The organism is Aeromonas sp. QDB03, assembly GCF_027707985.1.
GTDB classification, from domain to species: Bacteria; Pseudomonadota; Gammaproteobacteria; order Enterobacterales; family Aeromonadaceae; genus Aeromonas; species Aeromonas hydrophila.
Window position 1 is genome coordinate 528,634 of the sequence record NZ_JAPCJG010000002.1, and the last position, 24,170, is coordinate 552,803.

The following is a 24,170-nucleotide window of genomic DNA, read 5'->3' on the forward strand; positions in this document are numbered from 1 at the left end:
CGTTACTCCTCGTACAGCAGAGCGGGCATTATTCCACAAACTGACCGCCGCCCTGAGCACCTTTGTCCAGAAATGGGAGGGTGGACTCAGGAAACCGCACGGCCAGCAGGCGCAGCACGGTTTGCAGATTGCTCGGTTGCAGGGTGGTGATGGCCGCCCGATAGGCCGCAAACAGTTCGGCATCCGTCTGCTCCAGCCAGCTCAGCGTCTGGTCTGGTCCGCGATGCCAGCGCCCGGCCAGCTCGTCGATGAGGGCGGGCAACTCCACCAGCAGCCAGAGCTGGTGATAACGGCGACTGACGCCATTCCCCTGTGTGTTCTCGCCGCTCACCCGGCGGGCCAAGGTGCCCAGCCAGCCGAGCCGCTGACGCCGCTCCGCCAGCGTGAGCGGCGCCGGCCCCTGGCGCTGCAGGCTGGCCAGCTGCTGCAGATAAGCCAGCCCCTGCTCGTCATGGTCCTTGAGCAGCAGCCCCCGGTACAGATAGAGCTGGTCCGGCTCGGCCTGCGCCAGTGCCTCTTGGTCGTGATACTCCACCGCCAGCGGCCCGTCGTCCTCCTGCTCGGGCAGGGTGTCGACAGCCAGTTCACTTTCTGGCTCCGACTGCGCCAGGAAGAGGGCCAGCCGCCTCGGCTCACCCTCCTCGGCGCCTGCTTGCAGGATGGCCGCCACCACCCGTTCGTCGGCCAGCAGAGGAGCCAACTGCCGTGTCAGCGGCGCCGCCAACGTCTGGCTTCGCTCCAGTTGCCAGTAGCTCACCTCGCTCGGCGGCTGACCACTCAGCTCGCGCCGGCCGCAATAGCGCATGCCCAGCTTGGCCATCACCCGGCCGGAGGCCAGGTTGCCCGGCATATGGCGGGCGGTCAGCGCCGGCAGTTGCAGCCGGTCAAACGCAAAGGCCTTGACCAGCCGGGCGGCCCGGGTCGCCAACCCGCGATTTTGCCAGGGCACGCCCACCCACCAGGCGAGCTCGCCATTCCAATGCAGCGAGATCACCCCCACCAGTGGCGCCTGGCCCTCCCCCGCCGGCAGGGTCAGCGCCCAGCTCCAGCCCAGCCCGAGCGCCGCCTTGCGCCAGCAGCCGGCCAACCAATCGCGGGCAGCCTCCGGCGGGTAGGGATGGGGGATGTTGAGGGTGTAGCGGGCGAGCGCCGCATCGCTGCAATAGCGCACTACATCGGCCTCATCGTGCGCCAGCAGGGGACGCAGTTGCAGGGCAGGCCCCGACTGCGAGGCGAGCTCGGCCAGCACCGGCACCGTCAGGCGGCGGGCCAGCAGGCGGTTGAGCACCGCGCCCAGATCGTCTTGCGCCGTCAGCGTCAGATCGGCGCCCTGTGGACCCAGCGTCAGCAGCCCCTCTTCCCGGGCCAGGGTCAGCAGGGAGGCCGAGCCGCTGATGAGGATCTGGCGGCTCGGATCCCTCGCGGGCTGGGCAGGCAAGTCACCATCCAGCCAGGCGGCCAGCAGCGCGCTGGCCGAACGCACGCCATCGGGCGGACAACAGGACCAGAGTCCGCCGGTGTCGCTCGGCAAACCCTCATCGGCCTTGCTCTGCAGCAACAGCCAGCGCCCCCCCTGCCGTTGCCAGGCCTGCAGTACCGGCGCCCAGTGGGGCTGCCACAGGGCCCGCTCGATCAGCAGCTCCATCAGCCGGCCTGACAGGCAGCCGGCAGGCTCAGGTGGCGAGGATGTGCCTCGATACGGGCGATCCAGTCGCGAATAGCTGGCCAGCCCTGCAGCGAGAAGATCCCCTCCTCCGCCACATGGGTGTAGGCGTAAAGCCCGATGTCGGCGATGGTCGGGGAATCACCGCACAGGTAGGGACTCTGCTTGAGCTGCTGCTCCAGCACCGCCAGCGCCTTTTCGCCACCGGCTTTGAGCCCGTCGAGGCGCGCCTCCTGGGACTCCGGCCGCCCCAGATAGTGCACGATGAAACGGGCTACCGCGATATAGGGCTCATGGCTGTACTGCTCAAAGAACAGCCACTTGAGCACCTCGGCCTGCTGGCGCGGCTCGGTCGGCCACAGGGACGACCCCTGCGCCAGATAGAAAAGGATGGCGTTGGACTCCGCCAGGGTATCGCCGTGGGCCAGCTCCAGCACCGGGATCTTGCCGTTGGGGTTGATGGCCAGAAAATCGGGGGTACGAGTCTCCCCCGCCAGCACATCCACCGGCACCCAGTCGAGGGGCAGTTCAAGCCAGCGGGCCAGCAACCAGGGCTTGTAGCAGTTGCCGGACTTCAGATCGCCATACAGACGCATACAGACTCCTTGTCAGCGGCAGCGGGCACTCAGGGCGCCAGCCGCTCGATGTGCCAGCCTTCCCCCTCGCGGGTGTAGTAGAAACGGTCGTGCAGGCGATGCTCGCCCCCCTGCCAGAATTCGACCGTGTCGATCCGCACCCGAAAACCGCCCCAGAAGCTCGGCAGCGGCACTTCGCCATTGGCAAACTTCTGCTTGAGCTCGAGGAATTTGGCCTCCAGCACGCCGCGCGCCGAGATGCGGGTCGACTGCTGGGAAACCCAGGCGGCGATCTGGCTGTCCTTGGGGCGGCTGTGGAAGTACTTCATCACCTCGAAGGTGCTCATCTTCTCCACCCGGCCGGTCACATGCACTTGTCTATCCAGCGTGTGCCAGGGAAACAGCAGGCTGATGCGGGGGTTGCCCTCCAGCTGATGCGCCTTGCGGCTGCCCATGTTGGTGTAGAACACCATGCCCTCGGCATCGTAGTGCTTGAGCAGCACGGTGCGCTGCCAGGGCTGGCCGTCGGCATCGACGGTGCCCACCACCATGGCGGTGGGATCGGTCAGCTTGGCTTCGCACGCCTGGGCCAGCCACTTCTCGAACAGGGCGAGGGGCTCGGCCGGCAGATCGGCCCGGTGCAACCCACCCCGGGTGTATTCGCGGCGCAGATCGGCTACATCCATCATCTTGATTTTCCTTCTCTCTTTGCCGCCCATGCGGCCATGCGTGCTGGCATTGTGCGACGAGCACGCCATGGGTACAAGCCTTGTGACCGGCAAATGGCGGCTGCAAAAAAAGAGGGCGGCTCACGCCTCCCTCCCTTGGTATGCCCTTCGTACGCTCTTGCTACGCGCAGGCTTATTGCTTGCCAGAGGCCGCGGGACAATGCGCCAGCATGCGCCGGTTGTAATCCGCCGCGTAGGCCGCCAGCTTGGCCTGGGCCTCTTCCTGCCCGGGCTTGATGACATCCCCCAGGCCATCGAGGTAGCGCACGCCACAGCGGGTCTTGGCCGAGGCCTGCTGCTCCGGCGCAATGCCGGGCGCCACCTCGCCGCGCCCGGCCCGCACGATCAGCCGGTAATCCTGCTTGGCCAGACTGGCGCTGACCGCCTGCTCCAGGGTATCTGCGTCCGCCTGACAACCGCCAAGCAAGGACACCAGCACCAGCCAGCCAGCCCTCATCCACGCCTCCGTTGCCAACCCAACAGGGCCAGCGCCAGAGTCCAGAGACCGAGGGCGCCACCACCGCCGCCACCACCCGAGCTGCCGCCGCTTTGAACGACTGGCAGCTTGGCCGGACTGATCGCAAAGAAGATGTTGTCGCTGCAGGCCACCTTGAGGCGGGCGGCGCTGGCCAGATCCGCCGGCAGGGTGACGGTGGCTGTGCCGCTGTTGGGCTGGCTGACCGCCAGATTGCTCCAGCTGGTTCCCTCGTTCTGGGTGATGAACAGATCCACCTTGCTGCAGCTGATCGGCGCCAGCGTGGTGCCGGCCACATCCCAGCTGACCACCTGGCTAGCCCCCGGCGTCAGCGCCACCCCAAGCGGGGCAGTCAGCCGGAAGGCGCTGCCGGTGTTGACCACCTGAATCTTCATGTCGTCGCTGGCGACACCGCCCTTGCCGTCACGCACCGTCAGCCGGAAGTTGAGATCCCGGTTGGTGGTGGGCCAGGCTTCGCCCTTGGCGAGCGTCCCCGAGAGCAGGGAGGGCAGGCTCGGCAGGATCCGCTCCGCCGAGCTGGTGGGGGAAACGAAACAGCGGCCGGCTGCCGTCGTCCACCATGGTGGCCGGGCTGCTCGACTCCGTGCCCAGGTCGATCTGCTCCCAGGTGTAGGTCAGGGGATCCCCGTCCAGATCGGCGCCGGCCCCCTTGAGCACGAACGGCGTGTTGGCCGGGATGATGCGGCTGGCCCCGGCCGCCGCCTGGGGCGCATTGTTGACGAGGTTGAGGGTGGTACCACAGGCCGGCACGGTCGCCATGTGCGCTCGCATCTGCTCGATGGACTTGCTGTGGAAATAGGGGTCGCTGTGGGGCTGGATGTTCTCGTCCCCGCAGATCCCGGCATAGGCCATGATGGAGGTACCGCTGCCCGGCTCCCAGGCTTGGGTCGCCTCCCGATTGCCGCTGCCACAACTGTTGGTGGTGCCGTTGAAGGTGTGGTCGGCGCCGAACTGGTGGCCGATCTCGTGAGCCACGTAGTCGATAAAGAAGGCATCCCCCACCGGAGTGGCCGAGCCGGTCATGCCCTGCGAACGGGTGGCGGTACAGAGCGCACCGAGATTGGCCAGCCCACCGCCCCCGGTATTGACCACATGGCCGATGTCGAACTGTCCAAGCGGCGCGCTGGGCAGGGTCTGGGCATTGGCCTGTACCGCGCTGTTGATGTCGACGTCGGCATCACCATTGGTGAAGGGATCGCTGGCCGGATCGGTAAAGATGATGTTGTCGTTGCCGCTGGCCAGCTGAAACTCGGCCCCCACATCGCGCTGGTACACCTCGTTGACCCGGTTGAGCAGGGTGGCGATGGCCGCAGTGGCCAGCACCTTGGAGCCACCGTGGAACTGGGTGTACTCCCCCGCCGCCGAGATGGCGATGACGTAACGCTTGCGCACGTTGCCATCCACCTGCACCTTGTGCGCCAGCGCCCTACTGGCCTCGCTACCGATAACCTTGTCCGCCTCTTCTTCCAGCCGGCTGTAGGCATCCTGCTGGTAATAGACGGCATAACCGTCGGCATTGCGCAGCGGGTCGACGAACACCGTCTTGCCCTGATGGGTGAACATGGCGTGAAAGCCCAGCGGCCCCAGGTCAAAACGTCCCGTCTCTACCGGTGCTGCCGGGTTATGGCCCTTGAAGGTCAGGATCTCGGGGAATTTGGCCGCCTGATCGGCCGGCAGCAGATCATAGGCTTGCAGGGTGAAGGTCACCTCTCCCCCGTCGGGCAACGGCAGGGTCAGCGAACGGGCCCCGGCCTGCAGGCCGGCAAAATAATCGATGGGGACCTTGGCGACCCGAAACTGGTTGGCCCGCACTTCATAGCCGTCGGCGGCGCTGGCGCGCGCCGCCACCGTGTCCCACTCCTTGGCCGCGAGGCCACCCGAGCTCATCAGGCTGGCTACCACCAGCGCCAAGGGAGAAAATTTCATCAACTGCATCTTTTTAGTCCTTTTAAATGCACTCACCCAAACTGCAACTGGCATCATTCGCCTGCCGCCCTGCTTAGTCCAGCACCAGCTAGCGGATATTCCCCGAATGGGGAGTGTTGCACCAACCCTGTCTAGCCCCTATCATTGCGCGGATTTATCAGTTTTTGAGCCGCGTCACCATGACGACGGTTCGTCTTTATCTGACCAAGGTTAATCTCATGCTCAAATCCCCACTGTTGCCCCGTTTCGGGGACCTGGTCGTTGCCATTGTTGACGATGTGCTGGGCCAGGGTCTCACCCTGGACCGCGCCTATGCCCGTCACTTCTCCGGCATCGAACTCAAACCGCAAGAACAGGCAAGGATTGCCCTGGTCACCGGCGATCTGCTGCGTCGCCTCAGCCTCTATTGCGCCCTGACCGGCATCCAGGTCCGTCAGGCCGAGAAGAACGTCTGGCCGCTGCTGCACAGCTGGCACGCTTTTCACAAGATAGCCCAACCCAACCATCCGACACTGGATCGCTTCAATGAAGAGGCGTTTCGTCGCCGTCTGACCGAAGCCAAGAAGAACCCGGTGCTGATGGATGGCTGCCCGACCTGGCTGGAAAAACTCGGCAGCGAGCAACTGGGCGAAGCCTGGCCTGCCGAACGTGCCGCGCTGGCCTGGATGCCCAAGCGTTATCTGCGGGTGAACAGCCTCAAGTGCACCCGTGAAGAGCTGCAGGCCGCACTGGCCAAAGAGCAGGTCACCACCATTCCAGTGGAAGGGGTCGACTCAGCCCTGCAAGTGACCTCGGATGCCGCCCTGTTTCGTACCAAGGCCTTTGCCGATGGCTGGTTCGAGCAGCAGGATGCCGGCTCCCAGCAGGTTGCGGCCGCGCTGGAAGTGAGCCCCGGCATGCGCGTCATCGATGCTTGCGCCGGGGCTGGCGGCAAGACCCTGCATCTGGCCGCCATGATGGAGGGCAAGGGCCGCCTGCTGGCGATGGATGTGGAAGAGTGGAAGCTGGAAAACCTCAAGCAGCGCGCCCGCCGCGCCGGGGCCCACAACGTGGAGACACGGGTGATCACCAGCAGCAAGACCGTCAAACGCCTCAAAGAGAGTGCCGATCGCGTGCTGCTGGACGTGCCCTGCTCCGGCCTCGGCGTGCTCAAGCGCAATCCGGATGCCAAGTGGCGCGACACCGCGGAGCGGCTGCCGGTACTGGTTGCCCTGCAGGCGGAGATCCTGCAGCGCTATAGCCAGATGGTGAAGGTGGGCGGTCTGCTGGTCTATGCAACCTGTTCCATCCTGCCGGAAGAGAACCGTCAGCAGGTGGACAAGTTCCTCGCCGCCAATGAAAACTACCGCCTGCGGGATGACCACACCGTCAGCCCGGCCGCTACCGGCTTCGATGGCTTCTACATGGCACGCATCGAACGCATCGCCTGATGCCTGTTGTGACATAAAGTTGTGAAATAAAAAAGGGGAGCCACTGGCTCCCCTTTTTTGCATGATGCGGATGCTGCCTTATTCGGCGGCGGCGTCATCCTGCTTGTGTTTGGCGGCAGTTTCCTTGATCAGGGTCTGCAGCTCGCCGGCCTGGAACATCTCGATCATGATGTCGCAGCCACCGACCAGCTCACCTTCCACCCACAGCTGGGGGAAGGTCGGCCAGTTGGCAAACTTCGGCAATTCGGCGCGGATATCCGGGTTTTGCAGGATGTCGACGTAAGCAAACGGCTCGCCACAGGACATCAGGGCCTGGGAGGCCTGGGCAGAGAAACCGCAGCTGGGTAGCTTGGGGGAGCCCTTCATGTACAGGATGATGGGGTTTTCAGCCAGCTGCTGTTTGATCTTTTCAATAGTTTCCATAGGTGCCTCACTAGAGCGATTTCGGCGGCCATTCTACTGCAATCCGGGCAGACCACAAACTGGCAAACCACCTCGGATGCAAGAAGTGATGAATCAATACGCCGCAGCTTGATCCGGATCATGGCGAGAATCAAGAGTTGTTAGCCCATCTTTGATGCTGGTACAATCGATGGGCTTTGGGCCATCTGGCCCCCTTATTTCAAGAACAATTCTTTTCAAGATAGAAAAGAGTACGCAATGTCTTGCAACCGTCGCCTTCGCACGGCCAGCCAATGGAGAGTAGAAAATGGCATTCGAACTTCCCGCTCTGCCCTATGCAATCAATGCTCTGGAACCGCACATCTCCCAGGAAACTCTGGAATACCACCACGGCAAGCACCACAACACCTATGTGGTCAACCTGAACAACCTAGTGCCGGGTACCGAGTTTGAAGGCAAGTCTCTGGAAGAGATCATCAAGACCTCCACTGGCGGCATCTTCAACAACGCCGCCCAGATCTGGAACCACACCTTCTACTGGCACTGCCTCTCCCCGAACGGCGGTGGCGAGCCCACTGGCGCCCTGGCCGATGCCATCACCAAGGCCTTTGGCTCCTTCGCCGAGTTCAAGGATGCGTTCACCAAGTCCGCCATCGGCAACTTCGGCTCCAGCTGGACTTGGCTGGTGAAAAAGGCTGACGGCTCCCTGGCCATCGTCAACACCTCCAACGCCGGTTGCCCGCTGACCGAAGCCGGTACCACTCCGCTGCTGACCGTTGACCTGTGGGAACACGCCTACTACATCGATTTCCGCAACCTGCGTCCGAAGTACATGGAAACCTTCTGGACCCTGGTCAACTGGGAATTTGTGGCCAAGAACTTGGCTGCCTGATAGCCCCCGTTCTTGCCAAAACGCCCCGCTCTTGCGGGGCGTTTTTTTATGCCTGTGCAACAGCTGAGACGAAAAAGGCGCCCGCAGGCGCCTTTGTTACGTTACTCGAGCCGGATGCGCTGGCATCACTGGTCGATTTCATCCAGATAGTCATCCAGATTGCTGTCGTCTTGCTTCTCCTGCTGCTCTTGCTTGAGCTCGGTCTGACGGCCGGTCACCTTGTTCTGGTTGTACTGCAGATAGAAGTCCTTGGTCAGGGCGTAAGGATCGAGCGCGTTGTCGATGATCCGCTCCTGATCAATCAGCTTGGAACGGGTACCCAGACCATCCAGCGCCCAGTGAGTGATGCGCAGAGGCAGGGTCAGCAAGGCATAGGGGAAGTAGATGGTATCGATGGTATCCCCCACCAGCTTGCGGGTGGTGGTCGGGCCGTAGACCGGCACCATCAGGTAGGCGCCATCGCCGATATCGGCGCGACCCAGCACGGTATTGAGCTCCAGCTTGTTGCGCGCCAGACCGGCATGCTTGGCCACGTCGAAGATACCCAGCAGACCCACGGTGGTGTTGAGGGTGAAGCGACCCAGGTTGGTACCCGCCCCCTTCAAATCGCCGGTGATGAGATGGTTGACCATGCTGCTCGGCTCGTTGAAGTTTTCCACCAGGTTTTCGATGCCGTCCTTCATTCCTTGCGGGATATAGCGGGCATAGCCATGCACCACGGGACGGGCCACATAGGGCTCCAGCACATCGTAGTTAACAGCCCACATGGCCCGGTTGGCGCCCTGAAACGGGTCACGACCATCGCTGGCCGTGCTGGTCGCACCGGGCCGGCTCGGCGTCTCCTTGAGGTCAAGGCTCTCGGGCCCCTGCTTGGGCGGGCCGCCAGCACAGCCCCCCAGCAACAAGGCCACCATCAATGCCCCTACACGCACATACATATGGAAGTCCTAGCTTTTTATTGTGATTAATCTGAATTATAGGCAGCCCGGCCCCATCGAGGGGCCGGGCCAAAGGCGTATTAGAGGGCGTGATCGATGCGGATGTCAATCGGCGCTGAAGGAATCGAACCAGTGGCGACCGGAACGGAGACACCTTCAAACGCCCCTTCCTTGTTCATGACGTTGCCGCCACGGGAGAGGCGCGCCTTGAACTGCAGTTCGGGGTAGGCAGCCAGCTTGTTGCCTTCCATCATGGCGTCACCGTCACCCAGCGACAGGGTCAGCGGGAAGTGCGGCCCCGGGATACGCTTCACCGCGATGGGCATGGGCGGTCCGTTGGGGATCACCGCAAACACGAACAGATGGGCATCTTCCGGCAGTGCAATGCCATCGGCCAGCGTCACCTTGAGCGGGAACTCGCCAGCCTTCACCTCCAGCACCTGGTCAGAGGCGGCGTTCTGCCCGCTCGCCTCAGCCGGCACGGCCACACTGGCCATGCCGCGCTTCTTCAACTGCTGCTCGGCATAGTCGATGGAGCGCTCCACCATGGTGTAACGGGTCGAGCCCTTCTCCATCAGTGGCAACATCTCGCGCCAGCGTTGCAGAGCGGTCTTGAAGTCCTCTTTTTGCAGCGCCATGAAGGCGTAGACGGAGCGCGCCTCGATATTGGCCGGATCCTGGGCAATGGCCACCCGCAGCAGCTGATCGGCTTGCGCGTCATCCCCTGTCATCATCAGCGCCTGGGCGTAGGGCACCGCCACCATCGCCTTCTGCGGGGCCAGCCCGTAGGCCCGCTCCAGCGCCTCGCGGGCCATCTCGGGATCATTGCCATCCAGCGACAGCCGACCCAGCAGCAGCCAGCCACGGTAATCGTTCGGCTCGTCCTTCAGGCGGGTACGCAGGGCCAGGGTGAAGTCCAGCAGATCCTGCTCGGTGACCTCGGCGTCCCGCTCCACCAGAATGCGGTTGCTGAGCTCGCCCAGCCGGCTGTTGGCATCCTGCCAGCGGCTGACCTCCTGCCAGGAGCCGAGCTTGTAGTAGAGCCCCAGGCTCACCACCAGCAGCACCAGCACACCCGGGATCCAGATCATGCTCTTGCCACCGCGGGCGGTCTGCTCCACGTCGGGAATGTCGTCCAGCAGGCTGCGTTGCAGCTCGATCAGGGAGTCCTGCTCTTCCGCCAGCACCCCTTGCTCGCGCTCTTCCCCGATCTCCAGCAGACGCTGGCGATAGAGCTGTTTGTTGAGGGCCGAGCGGCTGATGCTCTGCTTGCCCTCACCCCGCCACAACGGCAGCACCAGTGCCAGACTCACCAGCGCCAGCAGGGCCGCGATCACTATCCAAAATGCGGTCATTGTTTCTTTTCCTCTTTGAGCAGGGCAGCCAGACGACGCTGCTCCTCCGCGCTCAGGGCGCTATCCGCCGGCGTGGCAGCCGCGGGACGACGGCGACTGCGCACCACCACCATGACGACACCGATGACGATCACCAGCAGAGGGCCGAGCCAGAGGATCAGGGTCGATGCCATCAGCGGCGGGTTGTACAGGATGAAGTTGCCGTAGCGGGCGACCATGTAATCCACCACTTCCTGCTTGTCCTTGCCCTCGCGCACCATCTGGTAGGTCTTGTCCCGCAAGTCCTTGGCCAGGCCCGCGTTGGAGTCGGCGATATCCTGGTTCTGGCACTTGGGACAGCGCAGCTCCTTGGTCAGCTCGCGAAAGGTCTGCTCCTGGGCGTCGCTGTCGAAGGTGTAGACATCGATGGCGGCCAGCGCCTGGCCCGCCCCGCCCAGTCCTGCCAGCAGCAGCAGGGACGCAATAAACATTCTCATCAGGCTCTCCCTCACTTCATGGCGTCATAGATGGGTTTGAGGGTGCTGGCCCACACCTCGGGGTTGACGTCCCCCACGTGGCGATAGCGAATGATGCCCTGACTGTCGATGAAGAAGGTCTCCGGCGCGCCGTAGACCCCCAGATCCAGCCCCAGCATGCCGTCGGGATCATAAAGATTGATCTGGTAGGGATTGCCGAGCTCCGCCAGCCAGTTGATGGCCTTGGCGCGTTCATCCTTGTAGTTCATGCCGACGATGTAGATCCCCTGCCCCGCCAGCTGCTTGAGGTAGGTGTGCTCCCCATAGCAGGTCGGGCACCAGGTGGCCCAGACGTTGAGCAGCATGGGGCGCCCCTTGAGGATGCTCCTGTCATGCTGCTTATTGAGGTCGTAGATGTCCTGCAGGGTGAACACGGGCACTTCCTTGCCCACCATCACGGACTCGAGCTTGGTAGGATCGGAGTAGAGCCCCTTGAACAAAAACACGGCCCCCAGCAGAAACACGATGAAGGGGATCAGAAACAACCAGGTCTTCTTGCTCATGCCTTGGCCTCCTCGTCACGGCGACCGAAACGGTAGCGCTTGTCCAGCATCGCCAGCACGCCGCCGATGGCCATGAAGACGCCGCCGAACCAGATCCAGCGCACGAAGGGTTTGTAGTAGATCCGCACCGCCCAGGCGCCGCTGTCGAGCTGCTCACCGAGTGCCGCGTAGAGATCCCGGGTGAAGCCGGCATCGATGGCCGCCTCGGTCATCGGCATCCGGGTCACCTTGTACATGCGTTTCTCCGGCTTGAGCAGGGCGACCTGCTTGCCGTCCTTGTGCACTTCCAGTACGCCCTTGAAGCCGTCGTAGTTGGGGCCGTTCTTCTCCTTGATGCCGGTGAAGACGAACTCGTAGTCGGCAAACTGGACCCGATCGCCGGCCTGCATCCGCAGATCCTTCTCGATGCTGTAGTTCTGGGTACAGGCGATGCCGATGATGCTGACCGCGAGGCCCACGTGGCCCAGGATCATCGCCCAGTGGCTGTTGCCAAGCCGGCGCACGCCGACGGCGAAGCTGTGCTTGTGGGTGGCACGCACCCAGGTCTCCTGCACGCTGGTCACGATGATCCAGGCGCCAAGCCCGATACCGAGCGCAGCCCAGGGCTTGAACTCCTCGGCCAGCAGCAGCGGCAGCAAGATGGCGGCGGCCAGGCTCAATACCAGCGCCAGCACCACCTTGCCCTTGAGCTCACCCAGCTCCTGGCGACGCCAGCGAAACAACGGGCCGACCCCCAGCAACAGGGCGAACGGAATGATCAGCCAGCTGTAGATGTGGTTGAAGAAGGGAGTACCGATGGAGATGCTGCCCAGCCCCAGCTCCTTGTGTACCAGCGGCAGCAGGGTGCCGAGCAGCACGGTCAGCAGACCCGCCACCAGCATGATGTTGTTGCACAGCAGAAGGGTCTCGCGGCTCCACAGTTCATGCTTGCCGTGGCTTCTCACCTGGGAGCCCTTGAAGGCAAACAGCAGCAAGGATGAACCGATTACCGCCAGCAGGAAGCCCAGAATGAACAGGCCGCGGGTCGGGTCGGAGGCAAATGCATGCACCGACACCAGCACGCCGGAGCGCACCAGGAAGGTACCGAGCAGGCTCAAGGAGAAGGCGGAAAGCGCCAGCAGCACGGTCCAGGCCTTGAAGGTGGCGCGCTTTTCACTCACCGCCAGCGAGTGCAGCAGGGCGGTGCCCGCCAGCCAGGGCATGAAGGAGGCGTTTTCTACCGGATCCCAGAACCACCAGCCACCCCAGCCGAGCTCGTAATAGGCCCACCAGGAGCCCAGCACGATACCCAGGGTGAGGAAGACCCAGGCCGCCATGGTCCAGGGACGCGACCAGCGCGCCCAGGTGGCATCGAGCCGACCGGTCATCAAGGACGCTATGGCGAAGGCAAAGGCCACCGAGAAGCCCACATAGCCCATGTAGAGCATCGGCGGGTGGAAAATGAGGCCGGGATCCTGCAACAGCGGGTTGAGGTCGCGCCCATCCACCGGGAAGTAGGGCAAGGTGCGGGTGAAGGGGTCGGAGGTAAACAGCACGAAGGCGGTGAAACCGACCGAGATGAGGCCGAGCACGCCGAGCACCCGCGCCACCGCGTCGAGCGGCAGGCGGCGGCTGAACATGGCGACCGCCGCCGTCCAGCCCCCCAGGGTCAGCACCCACAGCAGCAGAGAGCCTTCATGGGCACCCCACACCGCGGAGATGCGATAGGCCAGCGGCAGCAAGCTGTTGGAGTTGGTGGCCACGTACTGCACGGTAAAATCGTTGTCGATGAAGGCCCAGGTCAGGCACAGGAACGACAGCAACAGCAGCAGGAACTGGGCATAGGCGAGCGGACGGGCCGCCGACATCATGCCAAGGCGCCCCCATTTGGCTCCGAGCAGCGGATAGCTGCCCAGCAGCAGGGCGGTGGCGAAGGCCAGGATCAGTGAAAACTGTCCCAATTCAGGGATCATGGCTGAACTCCTTTCAAATGAGCCGCAGCACGACCCTGTAAACCGGCTTGAAAAGGTGAAAACGGTGCGAATGCTGCCGGGATCATTGCTTGCTCCCCTTCAGCTGCGCCTCGGTATATTCCGGCTTGAAGTGCATGCCGTTGGTAGCATCGGCCACTTCCGGCGGCATGTAGTTCTCATCGTGCTTGGCCAGCACCTCGAAGGCGGCGACCGTGGTGGCATCCTTGAGGGTGCCCTGGGCGACGATGCCCTGCCCCTCACGGAACAGGTCCGGCAGGATGCCGTCAAACTCGACGGTCACCAGATGCCCGCCGTTGTCCACCAGCTTGAAGGCCACCTTGAGGCTCTGGGGATCCCGCTGTACCGAACCCGGTACCACCAGACCGCCGATGCGCAGGCGCTGTCCCTCTTCCGGCTTGATCTTGTCCGGGCCCTTGCCCTCCACCAGCTCGCTCGGGGTGTAGAAGAGATCGATGTTCTGGCTGAGGGCATAGAGCACCAGGCCGATCACCGCGGCAAGCCCGGCACTGATCGCCAGGATGATGGTGAGGCGTTTCTTGCGTCTCGGGTTCATAGGGTGTTCTCCATCTGCTGGGCCGCCTTGCGGCGGGCCTCGCGCGCCTGCTTGTTGCGCAGTTCACCGAGCAGGGCGCGGGTTTTCATACGGGTGGAAATGACGATGCCGACCAGGCAGAGCAGGGTCAGACCGAAAGAGAGCCAGACGTAGAAGGCGTAACCGCCCATCGCCAGAAAGTCACTGAATGAGGCAAAGTGCATGCTTACTTCTCCTGCTCGGCTATCTCTTTGACCCAGGGGCGGTGCCACTCCCGCATCAAGAGCTCGTTTCGAAAACGCATCAGGGAGAGGGCCCCGAGGAAAGCGGCAAAGGCCAGGATCATGATGAGCAGCGGCCACAGCATCTCGGGCGAGATGGAAGGCTTGTCAAACTTGGTGATGCTGGCGCCCTGGTGCAGGGTGTTCCACCACTCCACCGAGTAGTGGATGATGGGCAGGTTGATCACCCCCACCAGCGCCAGGATGCCGGCGGCGCGACCGGCCAGCACCTTGTCGCTGAAGGCGTTGTAGAGGGCGATGACACCGAGGTAGAGGAACAGCAGGATCAGCTCGGAGGTGAGTCGTGCATCCCACACCCACCAGGTGCCCCACATGGGTTTGCCCCAGGCGGCGCCGGTAAACAGTGCGATGAAGGTGAACACGGCGCCGACCGGCGCGACCGCGGCCACCGTCATGTCCGCCATCCGTAACTGCCACACCAGGCCGATGAAGGCGGCCACCGCCATGGTGGAGTAGGCCCCCATGGAGAGGATCGCGGCCGGAACATGGATGTAGATGATCCGGAAGGAGTCGCCCTGCTGATAATCCGCAGGTGCAAAGGCCAGCCCCCAGAGGGTGCCGATGATGAATGCCAGCAGGCTTGTCACGGCAAACCAGGGCAGCAGGGTCCCTGCCAACTGGTACGCGCGCTCGGGTTTAGCGTAAGGGTGCAACCATTTCCACATAGCTCACAAAACCTTTCTGTTATTAATATCGTGGCGAGGCCTACCATACCCACTGCCGGAAAACATCACATCCCCCGAAAGCAATAAGCAGCCATCCTCTTGATCTATCTCAATTATATTTTTTATAACGGCCCTTCCATGGCCACTTTTTCAGACGCTTTCGTCAATTCACGCTGACTCGCAGCGCCGCCGAGACCGCCAGCGGGGTCAGGGTCAGCGCACCGGCCAGCATGGCCCCCAGAATCGCCAGCTGCCCCGAATAGGGCAGCCCCATCCCCGCCGCATCGATGGCGGAGGTGGCAAAAATCAGTACCGGAATATAGAGCGGCAGGATCAGCAGGCTGAGCAGTACCCCCCCCTTGCGCAAACCGACCGTCAGGGCGACGCCGACCGCCCCGAGCAGGCTCAGCACGGGCGTCCCCAGCGCCAGGGTGGCGACCACCGCCAGATAAGTGTTCATGTCCAGCGACAGCAAAATGGCGAGCAGCGGAGAGATGAGCAGCAGTGGCAGGCCAGTCAGCAACCAGTGAGCGATCACTTTGGCCAGCGCCAGCAAGCCCAGCGGATGGGGCATCAGCATCATCTGCTCCAGCGCACCGTCGCCGAAGTCGTCGCGAAACAGCCGTTCCAGCGACAGCATGGCCGCCAGCAAGGCGGCCACCCAGATGATGCCGGGAGCGATGCGGGCCAGCAGCTTGGGCTCGGGGCCGATCCCTAACGGAAACAGGGTGATGACGATGAGGAAAAACCAGAGCGGGTTGAGGATGTCGGAGCGCTGGCGCAGGGCCATCAATAACTCGCGGTGGATCAGGTGCATTACGGCGCGCAACATCAGAACTACTCCTGCAGCAAGGGCGTGAGAGAGAGGGTCTTCAACCGTCCCTGCATCAGGGTCATGTCCTGATGGGTGGTGAGGATCACCATGCCCCCTCGTTCGGCGTGGGTCAGGAACAGCCGTTCCAGCACCTTCACCCCCTGCTTGTCGATGGCGGTGAACGGCTCATCCAGGATCCAGAGCGCCGGCTTGTCGCTGAGCCACAGGCGGGCCAGCGCGACACGGCGCTGCTGGCCGGCAGAGAGCTGACCGGTGGGGTTGTCTTCAAACCCGGCCAGACCGACCTGGGCCAGCACCCGCCACAGATCCACGCTGGTATCGGCCGCATGGTGCAGTTTCTGGTAAAAGGCGAGGTTTTCGAGCGGTGTCAGGGCAGCCTTGACGCCAGGCTGGTGACCGAGATAGAGCAGATTGGCGTGATATTCATCGCGGCAACTGCGGATATTTTCGCCATTCCAGCACACTTCACCGGCAAAGGGTTGCGACAAGCCGGTCAGCAAGCGCAGCAGGCTGGTCTTCCCTACCCCGTTGGGGCCTTCAATTTGCACCAGATCACCGGGAGCCACCGCAAAGGAGAGATGTTCAAACAGAGTGCGATCTTCACGCACGCAGCTCAGATTGTGAATTTGAAGCAGCATGAGGATGTAATCAGTGAAAAGAAGCGGCCTGCATATTAACACAGTATCGGGAAGCGTCTTTTCAAAGATGCCAATTATCAGCAGGATTTGTGGGGGAGATCCCGCCTTGAAGAGGGGGGAAGAAAATCAGGAAGGCGGATGCCTTCCCGAACATTCATGAGCGGCCTTTTCGCAATGAAATCAACAATTCAGCCTCGGCCTTAGGCAATTCACATTCGTTCATGACCTCATCGAGGTCGGCACCGAGTTCCACCATCTTGGCGGCGCGGCTGTACAGACGGCGTTCCGGATCCTGCAGGGTCAGCTCCTGCTGGCGATCGTTGATCTGCTGCATGGCCCCTTCGACGGATTGCAGACGCTGGCCCATGCCGATGGCCCCGGTATGCAGCTCCATCATCTGCTTGCGCAGGCTCTCGAGCTGCCCTTGCAGCGTCTCCACCCTGGCCTCGGACTCTCGCTGGCCACGTCGGCTGCCAATCACCCCATACAGGGCCAGCACCAACGCCAGCAAGGACAACCCCAAGGCGGCAATTTCAATCATCAACACATTATCTTCCTATCAGAGGGAACCGATATCTTCCCACTCTTCATCGGAGAGCAGCTTGTTCAGATCGACCAGGATCAACAGCTGACCATCGCGGTTGCTGACACCCTGAATGAACTTGGCACTCTCTTCGGTACCCACCGCCGGGGCCGCGTCGATCTCGGAGGAGCGCAGATAAACCACCTCGGCCACGCTGTCGACCATGATGCCGATCACCTGCTTCTCCGCCTCGATGATGACGATACGCGAGTTCTCACTCACATCGCCGGAGGGCAGGCCGAAACGGGAACGGGTATCGATGACGGTCACCACGTTGCCGCGCAGGTTGATGATGCCCAGTACATACTCGGGTGCACCGGGCACAGGGGCGATCTCGGTGTAGCGCAGCACCTCCTGCACCTGCATCACGTTGATGCCGTAGGTTTCATTTTCCAGCTGGAAGGTGACCCATTGCAGCACTTCATCTTCGGCCAGATTCTGTGCAATATTGCGCTTTTCTGTCATGTTTTTATTCCTTTTATGAAAACGTCTACTGGTAAAACTAGCAATAAAACAGCCCGAGTGCAGAAGTTATCAGCGACCTTCTATGTTGACCCCGCGCTCCAGCAACAGGAGCAATTCCTTCACGTGCAGCAGGGCACACATCTTCTCCTTGACCATGCCCGCCAGCCAGGGGCGTTTACCTTCCTGATGGCGCCATTTGACCTGGTCACGATGCAATAACTCCGTTCCCTTCAGATGATGGCAGGCAAGTCCCCAGGGAGATTCACCCAGCATGATCAAATACTTGTAATCAGGCACTTCCAGATGCTGGCCGGGCATGACCCACTGCGCCGTGTCCACCACGTTCATCTTCTGTTCGCGGGAAGTCATGATCCCCTTGTACCAGCCTGGCTGACCAAACAGGGTGTTCACCTCTCCCAATTGATGAATGCCGCCAAGCTCGGTCAACGGCACCGCAAAGGTGACACCGGCGACCTCAAAGAACAGCGCCTGAAACTCCTTGCCGGTATCGATATTCTCCCAAGTGGAGGGTGCAACCTCCTCCTGTGGCGCCAGTGCAACATCGGTCTCTGTCACCACCAGCGTGGCAGGATCCGCAGCTGCAGGCTCGGGCATCACTTCGGGCCAGACTGGCTCGACGGGCAGCAGGGCATCTTCTGCCTCAATCTGGAGCGGCTCGCTGACAACCTCTTCATGGCTCAGCGCGTCGATTTCAAACTGCACCTGACCGACCTGAGCCAGCAATTCACTCAACTGCTCCAGCCGTTGATCCGCTTCCAGATAGGGTTGCACCACATTATCGATAACCGGCTGGGGCTGACGCTGTAGCTGGATGACGGGGGCAGAGTCAGGCTCGTCAGACGAATCCAGCAGCAGCGCATCATCCAGCAACAGGGAGTGGAAGTAATCATCCATGGCCCGAACTTGGGTGGTATCTCTCATGATGTCGCCTCATGAGTACGCTGACGCTCTTGCGCATCAAGATAGTTGAGCAGGGTCTCATAGGCATAGGTGCCACGGCTGCTCGGCGAATAGATGGAGGGGGGAATGTGAAGCAAACTGGCATCCCGGAATTTGGTATCTATGGGTATGACGGCATTCCATACCGCATTGCCGTGCTGCTCCTTGATGGACTGCAGAGTCATCAGCGAGGCACGGGTTCGCTTGTCAAACATGGTGGGAATGACGGTATAACGGAACTTCTCCCGCTTGGAACGTTGCATGATTTCAAACGTCTTCATCATCCGCTCCAGCCCTTTGAGCGCCAGAAACTCGGTCTGCACAGGCACCAGGATCCGGTCACACGCCGCCAGCGCATTGACCATCATGACCCCCAAGACGGGCGGGCAGTCGATCAGCACATAATCGTACTGATCCTGAATGCGCAGCAGTGCACGCTTGAGTACCAGCCCCATCCCCTCACGGTTACCCATCACCCGATCCAGGGTCGCCAGGGTGATTGACGCGGGCAGCAGGTGAATGTTGTCAAACTTGGTGCGCAGCGTCAGTTTATTGACGAGCTCTGCCGTTGGTTTGACCGCCTGAAACAGCTCATAAAGAGTGCCATCCAGCCGGTCGGAATCAAAATCGAGATAAGAGGTCAGGGAGGCATGAGGGTCGGTGTCAATCAACAGCACCCGCTGGCCGCGTTGGGCCAGAATACCGGCCAGCGAGACCACTGTGGTGGTTTTACCGACCCCACCCTTTTGGTTGGCAACCGTCCAAACAATCACTGTATCAATCCTGCCTCGTTGTTATGCGTATGCCACCACCTGGCAGCGTGATCACCTTGACCTCTCCTGCCTCAACCGCCTGTTGCACTGCCGGCACTTGCGTTTCCGCTACAGGCTGCACCGGGGGAGTTGATACCGGAGCAGGTGGTACCCAGGCGAACTTGGAAATAGCGACCACCACCTTGCGATTCTGTAAGCGCCCTTGCTCGGTACTGTTGTCCGTGAAGGGAGAAAACTCCCCGTAAGCTTCATAGGCCAACCGCTGCGGCGCTATCCCTTTGGCGATGAGTGCGGTGAGCACGGCTTCCGCCCTTGCCGCAGACAACGTCCAGTTGGAGCGAAAAATTTCATTATTTATCTGCTGGTTATCGGTATAACCGCGCACTCTTACATAGTTATCGACCTGCTTTAGAATACTTGAAAGAGTATTTAGCACGGGATCGGCATTGGTACTCATGAAGGCGCTGCCGCTGCCGAACAACAGACCGGAACTCAACTCTACGGTCAACCAGTTGTCATTGAGCGTCAACTTGACCACCCCGGCATCGACCAGAGAACCCATGCTCTCCTGCAATTGCGTATCGATCTTCGCAAGAGTCATACCATCTTGCGCGATGGGAACACCTGAGATGGGAGCCAAAGAGGGTGAGCGCGCTTTGGCGCTCTCCAGAACCGAGGAGGCGGCAGATACCTCGTTGTTCAACAACGACTTCCCCTGCCCTTCCAGCAAACCGTCGCTACGTGGCTGCATGACGTTGAATGCCTGGGTCATGCCATCGATGACCGCGCGATACTTGTCTTTGTTGACCAGCGCCACCGAATAGAGCACCACGAACAGGGCAAAGATCAGCGTCATGTAATCGGCGTAGGAAACCAGCCAGCGGTCGAGATGTTCCCGACCTTGCAGATGCAAACGGTAGCGCTTGCGCATGGCTATTCTCCCTTCAGATAAGCCTTCAACCGCCGTTCAACCTGAGGACCATTTTCGCCGTGGGCGATTGCCATCAAGCCTTCCAGCGTCATCTCCTGAAACAGGGCGTAATGATAGTGAAAAGCCCGCAACCGGTTGGCAATCGGCAGGTATAACAGGTTGGCAAAGCCAACCCCGTAAATAGTGGCGACAAACGCAACGGCGATACCGGCACCCAGCGAGGCGGGTTCTTCCAGATGAAACATGGCCTGGATAAGTCCAATCACGGCACCAATGATACCTATGGTCGGACTGTAGCCTCCCATGGCTTCAAAGACTCTGGCGGAGTGTTCGTTTCGCTCCTGCTCGATGTCGATATCTGCTTCGAGCAGCATGCGAATATCATCTATCGACACCCCGTCCACTATCATGGTGAGCCCCTGCCGGGTAAATTCGTCGCTCTCCTGATCGGCCTGGTTCTCCAGCGCCAGCAACCCCTGCTGACGTGCAAACACGGCCCAGGCTTGCAGTCGCTCGGCCTGGGCGACCAGATCCCAGGCGGGAGGCAGCAACATCCAACGGGTCTGTCTGATCGCTTCCAGCAGAAACTTGCGTGGCGTCTGCAAAATCACCGCCCCCCAAGTTCCCCCCACCACGATGACGAAAGCAGGCCCGTCAAGCAGGGTGAGCAGGTTGCCGCCATGCCATAACTGGGCAATGGCGATGGCTCCCAGTGCCAGGATCAGGCCGAACATGCCCATCGTTAGCGGCCCAGCTCAACCAGGATTCGTTGTGCAACCCGATCCAGCGGCAGTGATTCCGTGGCGATGCCGGCTTTGGCAACCGCTTGTGGCATGCCATATACCACGCAGGAGGCTTCATCCTGTGCCCAGATGGTAGAGCCCTGCTCCTTGAGCAGACGCGCACCATCCCGACCATCCGCCCCCATCCCGGTCAACACGATGGCGAGCACCTTGTCGGCATAGGTTTTGGCAGCTGACGCAAAGGTGATGTCGACGCATGGCTTGTAATTCACCTTGTCATTGCCCTCGACAATCCGGATGCGGGCACCCGCACCACGCCCTTCCAGCAGCATCTGCTTGCCGCCCGGAGCCAGGTAGGCATGGCCAGGTTTGAGCACATCGCCATCTTCCGCTTCCTTGACTCCGATCTGGCACAGACCGTTGAGGCGAGCGGCAAACGCGGCGGTAAAGGTTGCCGGCATATGCTGGATCAACAAGATGGGATGAGGGAAATCACCGGGTAATTTGGTCAACACATTCTGCAGCGCAACCGGGCCCCCCGTCGAGGTACCGATGGCCACCAGCTGATAACTCTTGCCACTGCGTTTGAAGGCAGCCGCAGGCATGGCTCGCGGCGGCTCGGCCTGACGCTCTGCTGGCCGGGCGATTGGGCTGCCCAGCGGGGAACGGGCTGCGGGCTCAGGCGCTTTGGGACGAGCAGGTGCCGCCATCAGGAAACGCTTGCGAGAAATCTCCTTGACTCGCTGCTGCAACAAGCGAACAGCCTCATCCTTGTCACGGGCGATATCTTCAAATTTCTTGGGCAGGAAATCGAGCGCCCCGGCATCCAGCGCATCCAGCGTCGCCTTGGCCCCTTCATGGGTCAAAGAGGAGAACATCAGGATCGGAGTCGGACACTTGGCCATGATCTCGCGTACGGCGCTGATGCCATCCATCACGGGCATCTCGATGTCCATGGTGATCACATCCGGGCGCAGCTGGATCGCCTTGTCCACGGCTTCGCGTCCATTTTGAGCCGTATCGATCACCGTCAGCATGGGATCCTGAGTGATGATCTCGCTGACCCGACGACGGAAGAAGCTCGAATCGTCGACAACTAATACCTTGACTGCCATTGTTATTTTTCTAACTCCTTGGGCCTGGGCTATCAATGTCTACGGGCATACGCCTTGAGCAGACTCGGCACATCCAGAATGAGTGCAATACCGCCATCGCTGGTGATGGTGGCTCCCGCCATGCCTGGAGTACCTTGCAACAAGCTGTCCAGCGGCTTGATCACCACTTCTTCCTGGCCAATCAGGTTATCCACGACAAAACCGATCTGCTGCGTGCCAATCTGCACGATCACCACATGACCCGTATCCTGCCGTGACTTCTTGTGTTTGCCTCTGACCAGCCAGTTGTACAGATAGAAGAGCGGGATGGCTTTTTCACGCACTATGATGGTGAGCTGTCCATCCACCATGTTGGCCTTCTTGAGATCCAGATGGAAAATCTCGTTCACACAACCCAGCGGCAGCGCGAAGGTCTGCTCACCTACTTCCACCATCAAGGTCGGCAGAATGGCCAGGGTCAGCGGTACTTTGATTTCAAGACGGGTGCCCTTGCCCCAGGTCGAATCGATATGCACCGAGCCATTCAGGCTGACGATACTGGTCTTCACCACGTCCATCCCGACACCACGGCCGGAGATATCCGAGATCTCGGACTTGGTAGAAAAACCGGGGGCGAAGATCAGGTTATAGGCATCGTTGTCACTCATTCGCGCCGCCGTATCAGCATCCAGCACACCACGGCTGATAGCGATGGACTTAAGCTTCTCGGGGTCCATACCGGCACCATCATCTTCGATGGACAGCAAGATATGATCGCCCTGCTGGGAAGCGCTCAGGGTAATGGTACCCTGCCGTGGCTTACCAGCTTTCTCGCGGACATCCGGCATTTCAACCCCATGGTCACAGGAGTTGCGCACCAGGTGAACCAGCGGGTCAGCCAGCGCTTCAACCAGGTTCTTGTCCAGATCCGTCTCTTCCCCGACCATCACCAGCTCAATTTCTTTCTTGAGAGTACGAGCCAAATCACGAACAACGCGCGGGAAGCGACCAAACACTTTCTTGATAGGCTGCATGCGGGTTTTCATCACCGCACCCTGCAGATCTGCCGTCACCACATCCAGGTTGGCAACCGCTTTTGACATGTCTTCATCGTTGCTGGCAATACCAAGGCTGACCAGACGATTGCGCACCAATACCAGCTCACCCACCATGTTCATGATGACGTCCAGTGTCTTGGTATCCACCCGCACGGTGGTATCACTTTGCACTGCGTTGTCAGCAGGCGCAGGGGCCGGTTGCTTGGCTGGCGCAGGGGCTGGTGCCGGTTTTGCCGGTGCAGCAGCCGGTTTGGCGGCAGCCGGTGCCGGGGCTGGCTTGGCTGCCGGAGCTGGCGTGGCGGCAGCGGGTGCTACCGCGGCCTGCACAGGCGCTGCTGGCGGCGTAATACTGGTTTGCGGCCCCTGGCCACGACCGTGCAGTTCATCCAGCAGTCGCTCAAATTCATCGTCATCGATCAGTTCATCGACTTCTTTCTGTACTGATTTCAATGGATTGCTTTCAGGGGCACCGCCATGTTGGCCCTGACCATGCAGCTGATCGAGCAGAGCCTCGAATTCATCGTCGGTAATATCACCAGAGCTTGCCACCACAGGACTGGCGGCAGCCGTTGGTGCGCCTCCCACCCCATGCAGTTCATCGAGCAGGCGCTCGAATTCATCGGCGGAGATCTCGTCGATGGATCCCCCACCACTGACCACGGAAGACGCGGGGACGGGATCGGCGACAGGTTCCGGGATGACTGCGGCCACCTCGACCACCTCTTCAACGGCAGGGGCCATCTCTTCGGACGCCGCATTGCCACCCGCAGAGGCGGTCAACAGCTGCTCTTCCCCTTCAGGCTTGCAGAGCTCATGCAGGTCGTGCAGGATTTCAGCGGAAGCCGGGCTTGGCGGTTCGCGATTCTGCACCTGGGCAAACATCACATTGATGGCATCCAGCGCCTGCAAAATGACATCCATCAACTCGGCGGTAACGGTCCGCTTGCCATTGCGCAAGATATCGAACACGTTCTCGGCACCGTGACAAACATCCACTAATTCGGTCAGCGAGAGAAAGCCGGCACCGCCTTTGACGGTATGGAAGCCGCGAAATATGGCATTCAACAGATTCTTGTCATCGGGCCGCTTTTCCAAGTCGACCAGTTGTTCAGACAACTGTTCCAATATTTCGGATGCTTCGACCAAAAAGTCTTGCAGTATGTCTTCATCAACTTCGAAGGCCATGCGTCACTCC

The 24,170-nt window shown here is 61.1% G+C and carries 25 protein-coding genes and 1 pseudogene; 2 read left to right on the forward strand and 24 right to left on the reverse strand.

Going from position 1 to position 24,170, the window contains the following annotated elements; genetic code table 11:
- Positions 1–28: 28 nt before the first annotated feature.
- From PG900_RS07170 to PG900_RS07190, 5 genes and pseudogenes are all read right to left on the reverse strand, one after another.
- Positions 29–1,645 carry a GNAT family N-acetyltransferase gene (locus tag PG900_RS07170; RefSeq protein WP_270831178.1) on the reverse strand — a complete coding sequence of 539 codons (1,617 nt, stop codon included), beginning with the start codon at positions 1,643–1,645 and terminating at the stop codon, positions 29–31.
- Positions 1,645–2,259, reverse strand: coding sequence for a glutathione S-transferase family protein (locus PG900_RS07175; protein ID WP_270831179.1), 615 nt, complete (start codon positions 2,257–2,259; stop codon positions 1,645–1,647). Before PG900_RS07175 ends, PG900_RS07170 begins: the two co-directional genes overlap by 1 nt.
- A gap of 29 nt (positions 2,260–2,288) precedes the next feature.
- Positions 2,289–2,927, reverse strand: coding sequence for a pyridoxamine 5'-phosphate oxidase (gene pdxH, locus PG900_RS07180; RefSeq protein ID WP_011705310.1), 639 nt, complete (start codon positions 2,925–2,927; stop codon positions 2,289–2,291).
- 172 nt (positions 2,928–3,099) lie between these two features.
- Entirely contained in the window at positions 3,100–3,423 is a 324-nt protein-coding gene (locus PG900_RS07185; protein WP_044799532.1) for a hypothetical protein, read from the reverse strand.
- Positions 3,420–5,397 (reverse strand): annotated as a pseudogene (locus PG900_RS07190) (reprolysin-like metallopeptidase). Before PG900_RS07190 ends, PG900_RS07185 begins: the two are co-directional and overlap by 4 nt.
- Before the next feature lie 209 nt (positions 5,398–5,606).
- On the opposite strand from PG900_RS07190, the gene PG900_RS07195 reads away from it, so the two are divergent.
- Positions 5,607–6,818, forward strand: coding sequence for an RsmB/NOP family class I SAM-dependent RNA methyltransferase (locus tag PG900_RS07195; protein WP_029303566.1), 1,212 nt, complete (start codon positions 5,607–5,609; stop codon positions 6,816–6,818).
- A gap of 78 nt (positions 6,819–6,896) precedes the next feature.
- Here PG900_RS07195 and PG900_RS07200 read toward each other — a convergent pair whose 3' ends face one another.
- Positions 6,897–7,241 carry a Grx4 family monothiol glutaredoxin gene (locus tag PG900_RS07200; protein WP_010673955.1) on the reverse strand — a complete coding sequence of 115 codons (345 nt, stop codon included), beginning with the start codon at positions 7,239–7,241 and terminating at the stop codon, positions 6,897–6,899.
- 286 nt (positions 7,242–7,527) lie between these two features.
- Between PG900_RS07200 and sodB the strand changes: the two genes are divergently transcribed.
- A complete protein-coding gene (sodB, locus tag PG900_RS07205) occupies positions 7,528–8,112 on the forward strand; it encodes a superoxide dismutase [Fe] (protein WP_011705306.1) in 585 nt (194 codons plus the stop codon).
- Between the two features lie 125 nt (positions 8,113–8,237).
- On the opposite strand, the gene PG900_RS07210 is transcribed toward sodB, so the two are convergent.
- The 18 genes from PG900_RS07210 to PG900_RS07295 all read right to left on the reverse strand — a co-directional run bounded on the left by PG900_RS07210 (position 8,238) and on the right by PG900_RS07295 (position 24,160).
- The gene (locus PG900_RS07210; RefSeq protein WP_029301472.1) at positions 8,238–9,050 is read right to left on the reverse strand and encodes an MlaA family lipoprotein; all 813 of its coding nucleotides are present in this window, start codon (positions 9,048–9,050) and stop codon (positions 8,238–8,240) included.
- Positions 9,051–9,130: 80 nt separating this feature from the next.
- Complete coding sequence (gene ccmI / locus PG900_RS07215; protein WP_270801911.1) at positions 9,131–10,405, reverse strand: c-type cytochrome biogenesis protein CcmI; 1,275 nt, start codon at positions 10,403–10,405, stop codon at positions 9,131–9,133.
- A complete protein-coding gene (locus tag PG900_RS07220) occupies positions 10,402–10,881 on the reverse strand; it encodes a cytochrome c-type biogenesis protein (protein ID WP_270801913.1) in 480 nt (159 codons plus the stop codon). Before PG900_RS07220 ends, ccmI begins: the two co-directional genes overlap by 4 nt.
- 11 nt (positions 10,882–10,892) lie before the next feature.
- Entirely contained in the window at positions 10,893–11,423 is a 531-nt protein-coding gene (locus PG900_RS07225) for a DsbE family thiol:disulfide interchange protein (RefSeq protein ID WP_005298853.1), read from the reverse strand.
- Positions 11,420–13,375, reverse strand: coding sequence for a heme lyase CcmF/NrfE family subunit (locus tag PG900_RS07230; protein WP_060388876.1), 1,956 nt, complete (start codon positions 13,373–13,375; stop codon positions 11,420–11,422). Before PG900_RS07230 ends, PG900_RS07225 begins: the two co-directional genes overlap by 4 nt.
- An 82-nt stretch (positions 13,376–13,457) precedes the next feature.
- The gene (gene ccmE, locus PG900_RS07235) at positions 13,458–13,949 is read right to left on the reverse strand and encodes a cytochrome c maturation protein CcmE (protein WP_011705301.1); all 492 of its coding nucleotides are present in this window, start codon (positions 13,947–13,949) and stop codon (positions 13,458–13,460) included.
- Positions 13,946–14,152 (reverse strand): heme exporter protein CcmD, encoded by a 207-nt coding sequence (ccmD, locus tag PG900_RS07240; RefSeq protein ID WP_011705300.1) that lies wholly within the window; start codon positions 14,150–14,152, stop codon positions 13,946–13,948. The genes ccmE and ccmD overlap by 4 nt, the downstream gene beginning before the upstream one ends.
- A 2-nt stretch (positions 14,153–14,154) precedes the next feature.
- A complete protein-coding gene (locus PG900_RS07245) occupies positions 14,155–14,895 on the reverse strand; it encodes a heme ABC transporter permease (RefSeq protein WP_011705299.1) in 741 nt (246 codons plus the stop codon).
- Positions 14,896–15,058: 163 nt separating this feature from the next.
- Positions 15,059–15,727, reverse strand: coding sequence for a heme exporter protein CcmB (gene ccmB, locus PG900_RS07250; protein ID WP_011705298.1), 669 nt, complete (start codon positions 15,725–15,727; stop codon positions 15,059–15,061).
- A 5-nt stretch (positions 15,728–15,732) separates the two neighbouring features.
- The gene (gene ccmA / locus PG900_RS07255; protein ID WP_011705297.1) at positions 15,733–16,368 is read right to left on the reverse strand and encodes a cytochrome c biogenesis heme-transporting ATPase CcmA; all 636 of its coding nucleotides are present in this window, start codon (positions 16,366–16,368) and stop codon (positions 15,733–15,735) included.
- A 154-nt stretch (positions 16,369–16,522) separates the two neighbouring features.
- The gene (locus PG900_RS07260; protein ID WP_011705296.1) at positions 16,523–16,909 is read right to left on the reverse strand and encodes a DUF2802 domain-containing protein; all 387 of its coding nucleotides are present in this window, start codon (positions 16,907–16,909) and stop codon (positions 16,523–16,525) included.
- 18 nt (positions 16,910–16,927) lie between these two features.
- Complete coding sequence (locus PG900_RS07265) at positions 16,928–17,416, reverse strand: chemotaxis protein CheW (protein WP_005298836.1); 489 nt, start codon at positions 17,414–17,416, stop codon at positions 16,928–16,930.
- A gap of 69 nt (positions 17,417–17,485) precedes the next feature.
- Entirely contained in the window at positions 17,486–18,358 is an 873-nt protein-coding gene (locus PG900_RS07270; RefSeq protein WP_270831180.1) for a chemotaxis protein CheW, read from the reverse strand.
- Positions 18,355–19,149: a ParA family protein gene (locus PG900_RS07275; protein WP_270831181.1), complete on the reverse strand. Its 795-nt coding sequence runs from the start codon at positions 19,147–19,149 to the stop codon at positions 18,355–18,357. The genes PG900_RS07270 and PG900_RS07275 overlap by 4 nt, the downstream gene beginning before the upstream one ends.
- 4 nt (positions 19,150–19,153) lie before the next feature.
- Complete coding sequence (locus tag PG900_RS07280; protein WP_270831182.1) at positions 19,154–20,080, reverse strand: OmpA family protein; 927 nt, start codon at positions 20,078–20,080, stop codon at positions 19,154–19,156.
- Between the two features lie 2 nt (positions 20,081–20,082).
- Positions 20,083–20,820, reverse strand: a complete 738-nt coding sequence (locus PG900_RS07285; protein WP_024943899.1) for a flagellar motor protein — start codon at positions 20,818–20,820, stop codon at positions 20,083–20,085.
- A gap of 2 nt (positions 20,821–20,822) precedes the next feature.
- Positions 20,823–21,938, reverse strand: coding sequence for a protein-glutamate methylesterase/protein-glutamine glutaminase (locus PG900_RS07290; protein WP_257684578.1), 1,116 nt, complete (start codon positions 21,936–21,938; stop codon positions 20,823–20,825).
- Between the two features lie 32 nt (positions 21,939–21,970).
- Positions 21,971–24,160, reverse strand: coding sequence for a chemotaxis protein CheA (locus PG900_RS07295; RefSeq protein ID WP_270831183.1), 2,190 nt, complete (start codon positions 24,158–24,160; stop codon positions 21,971–21,973).
- Positions 24,161–24,170: the final 10 nt, after the last annotated feature.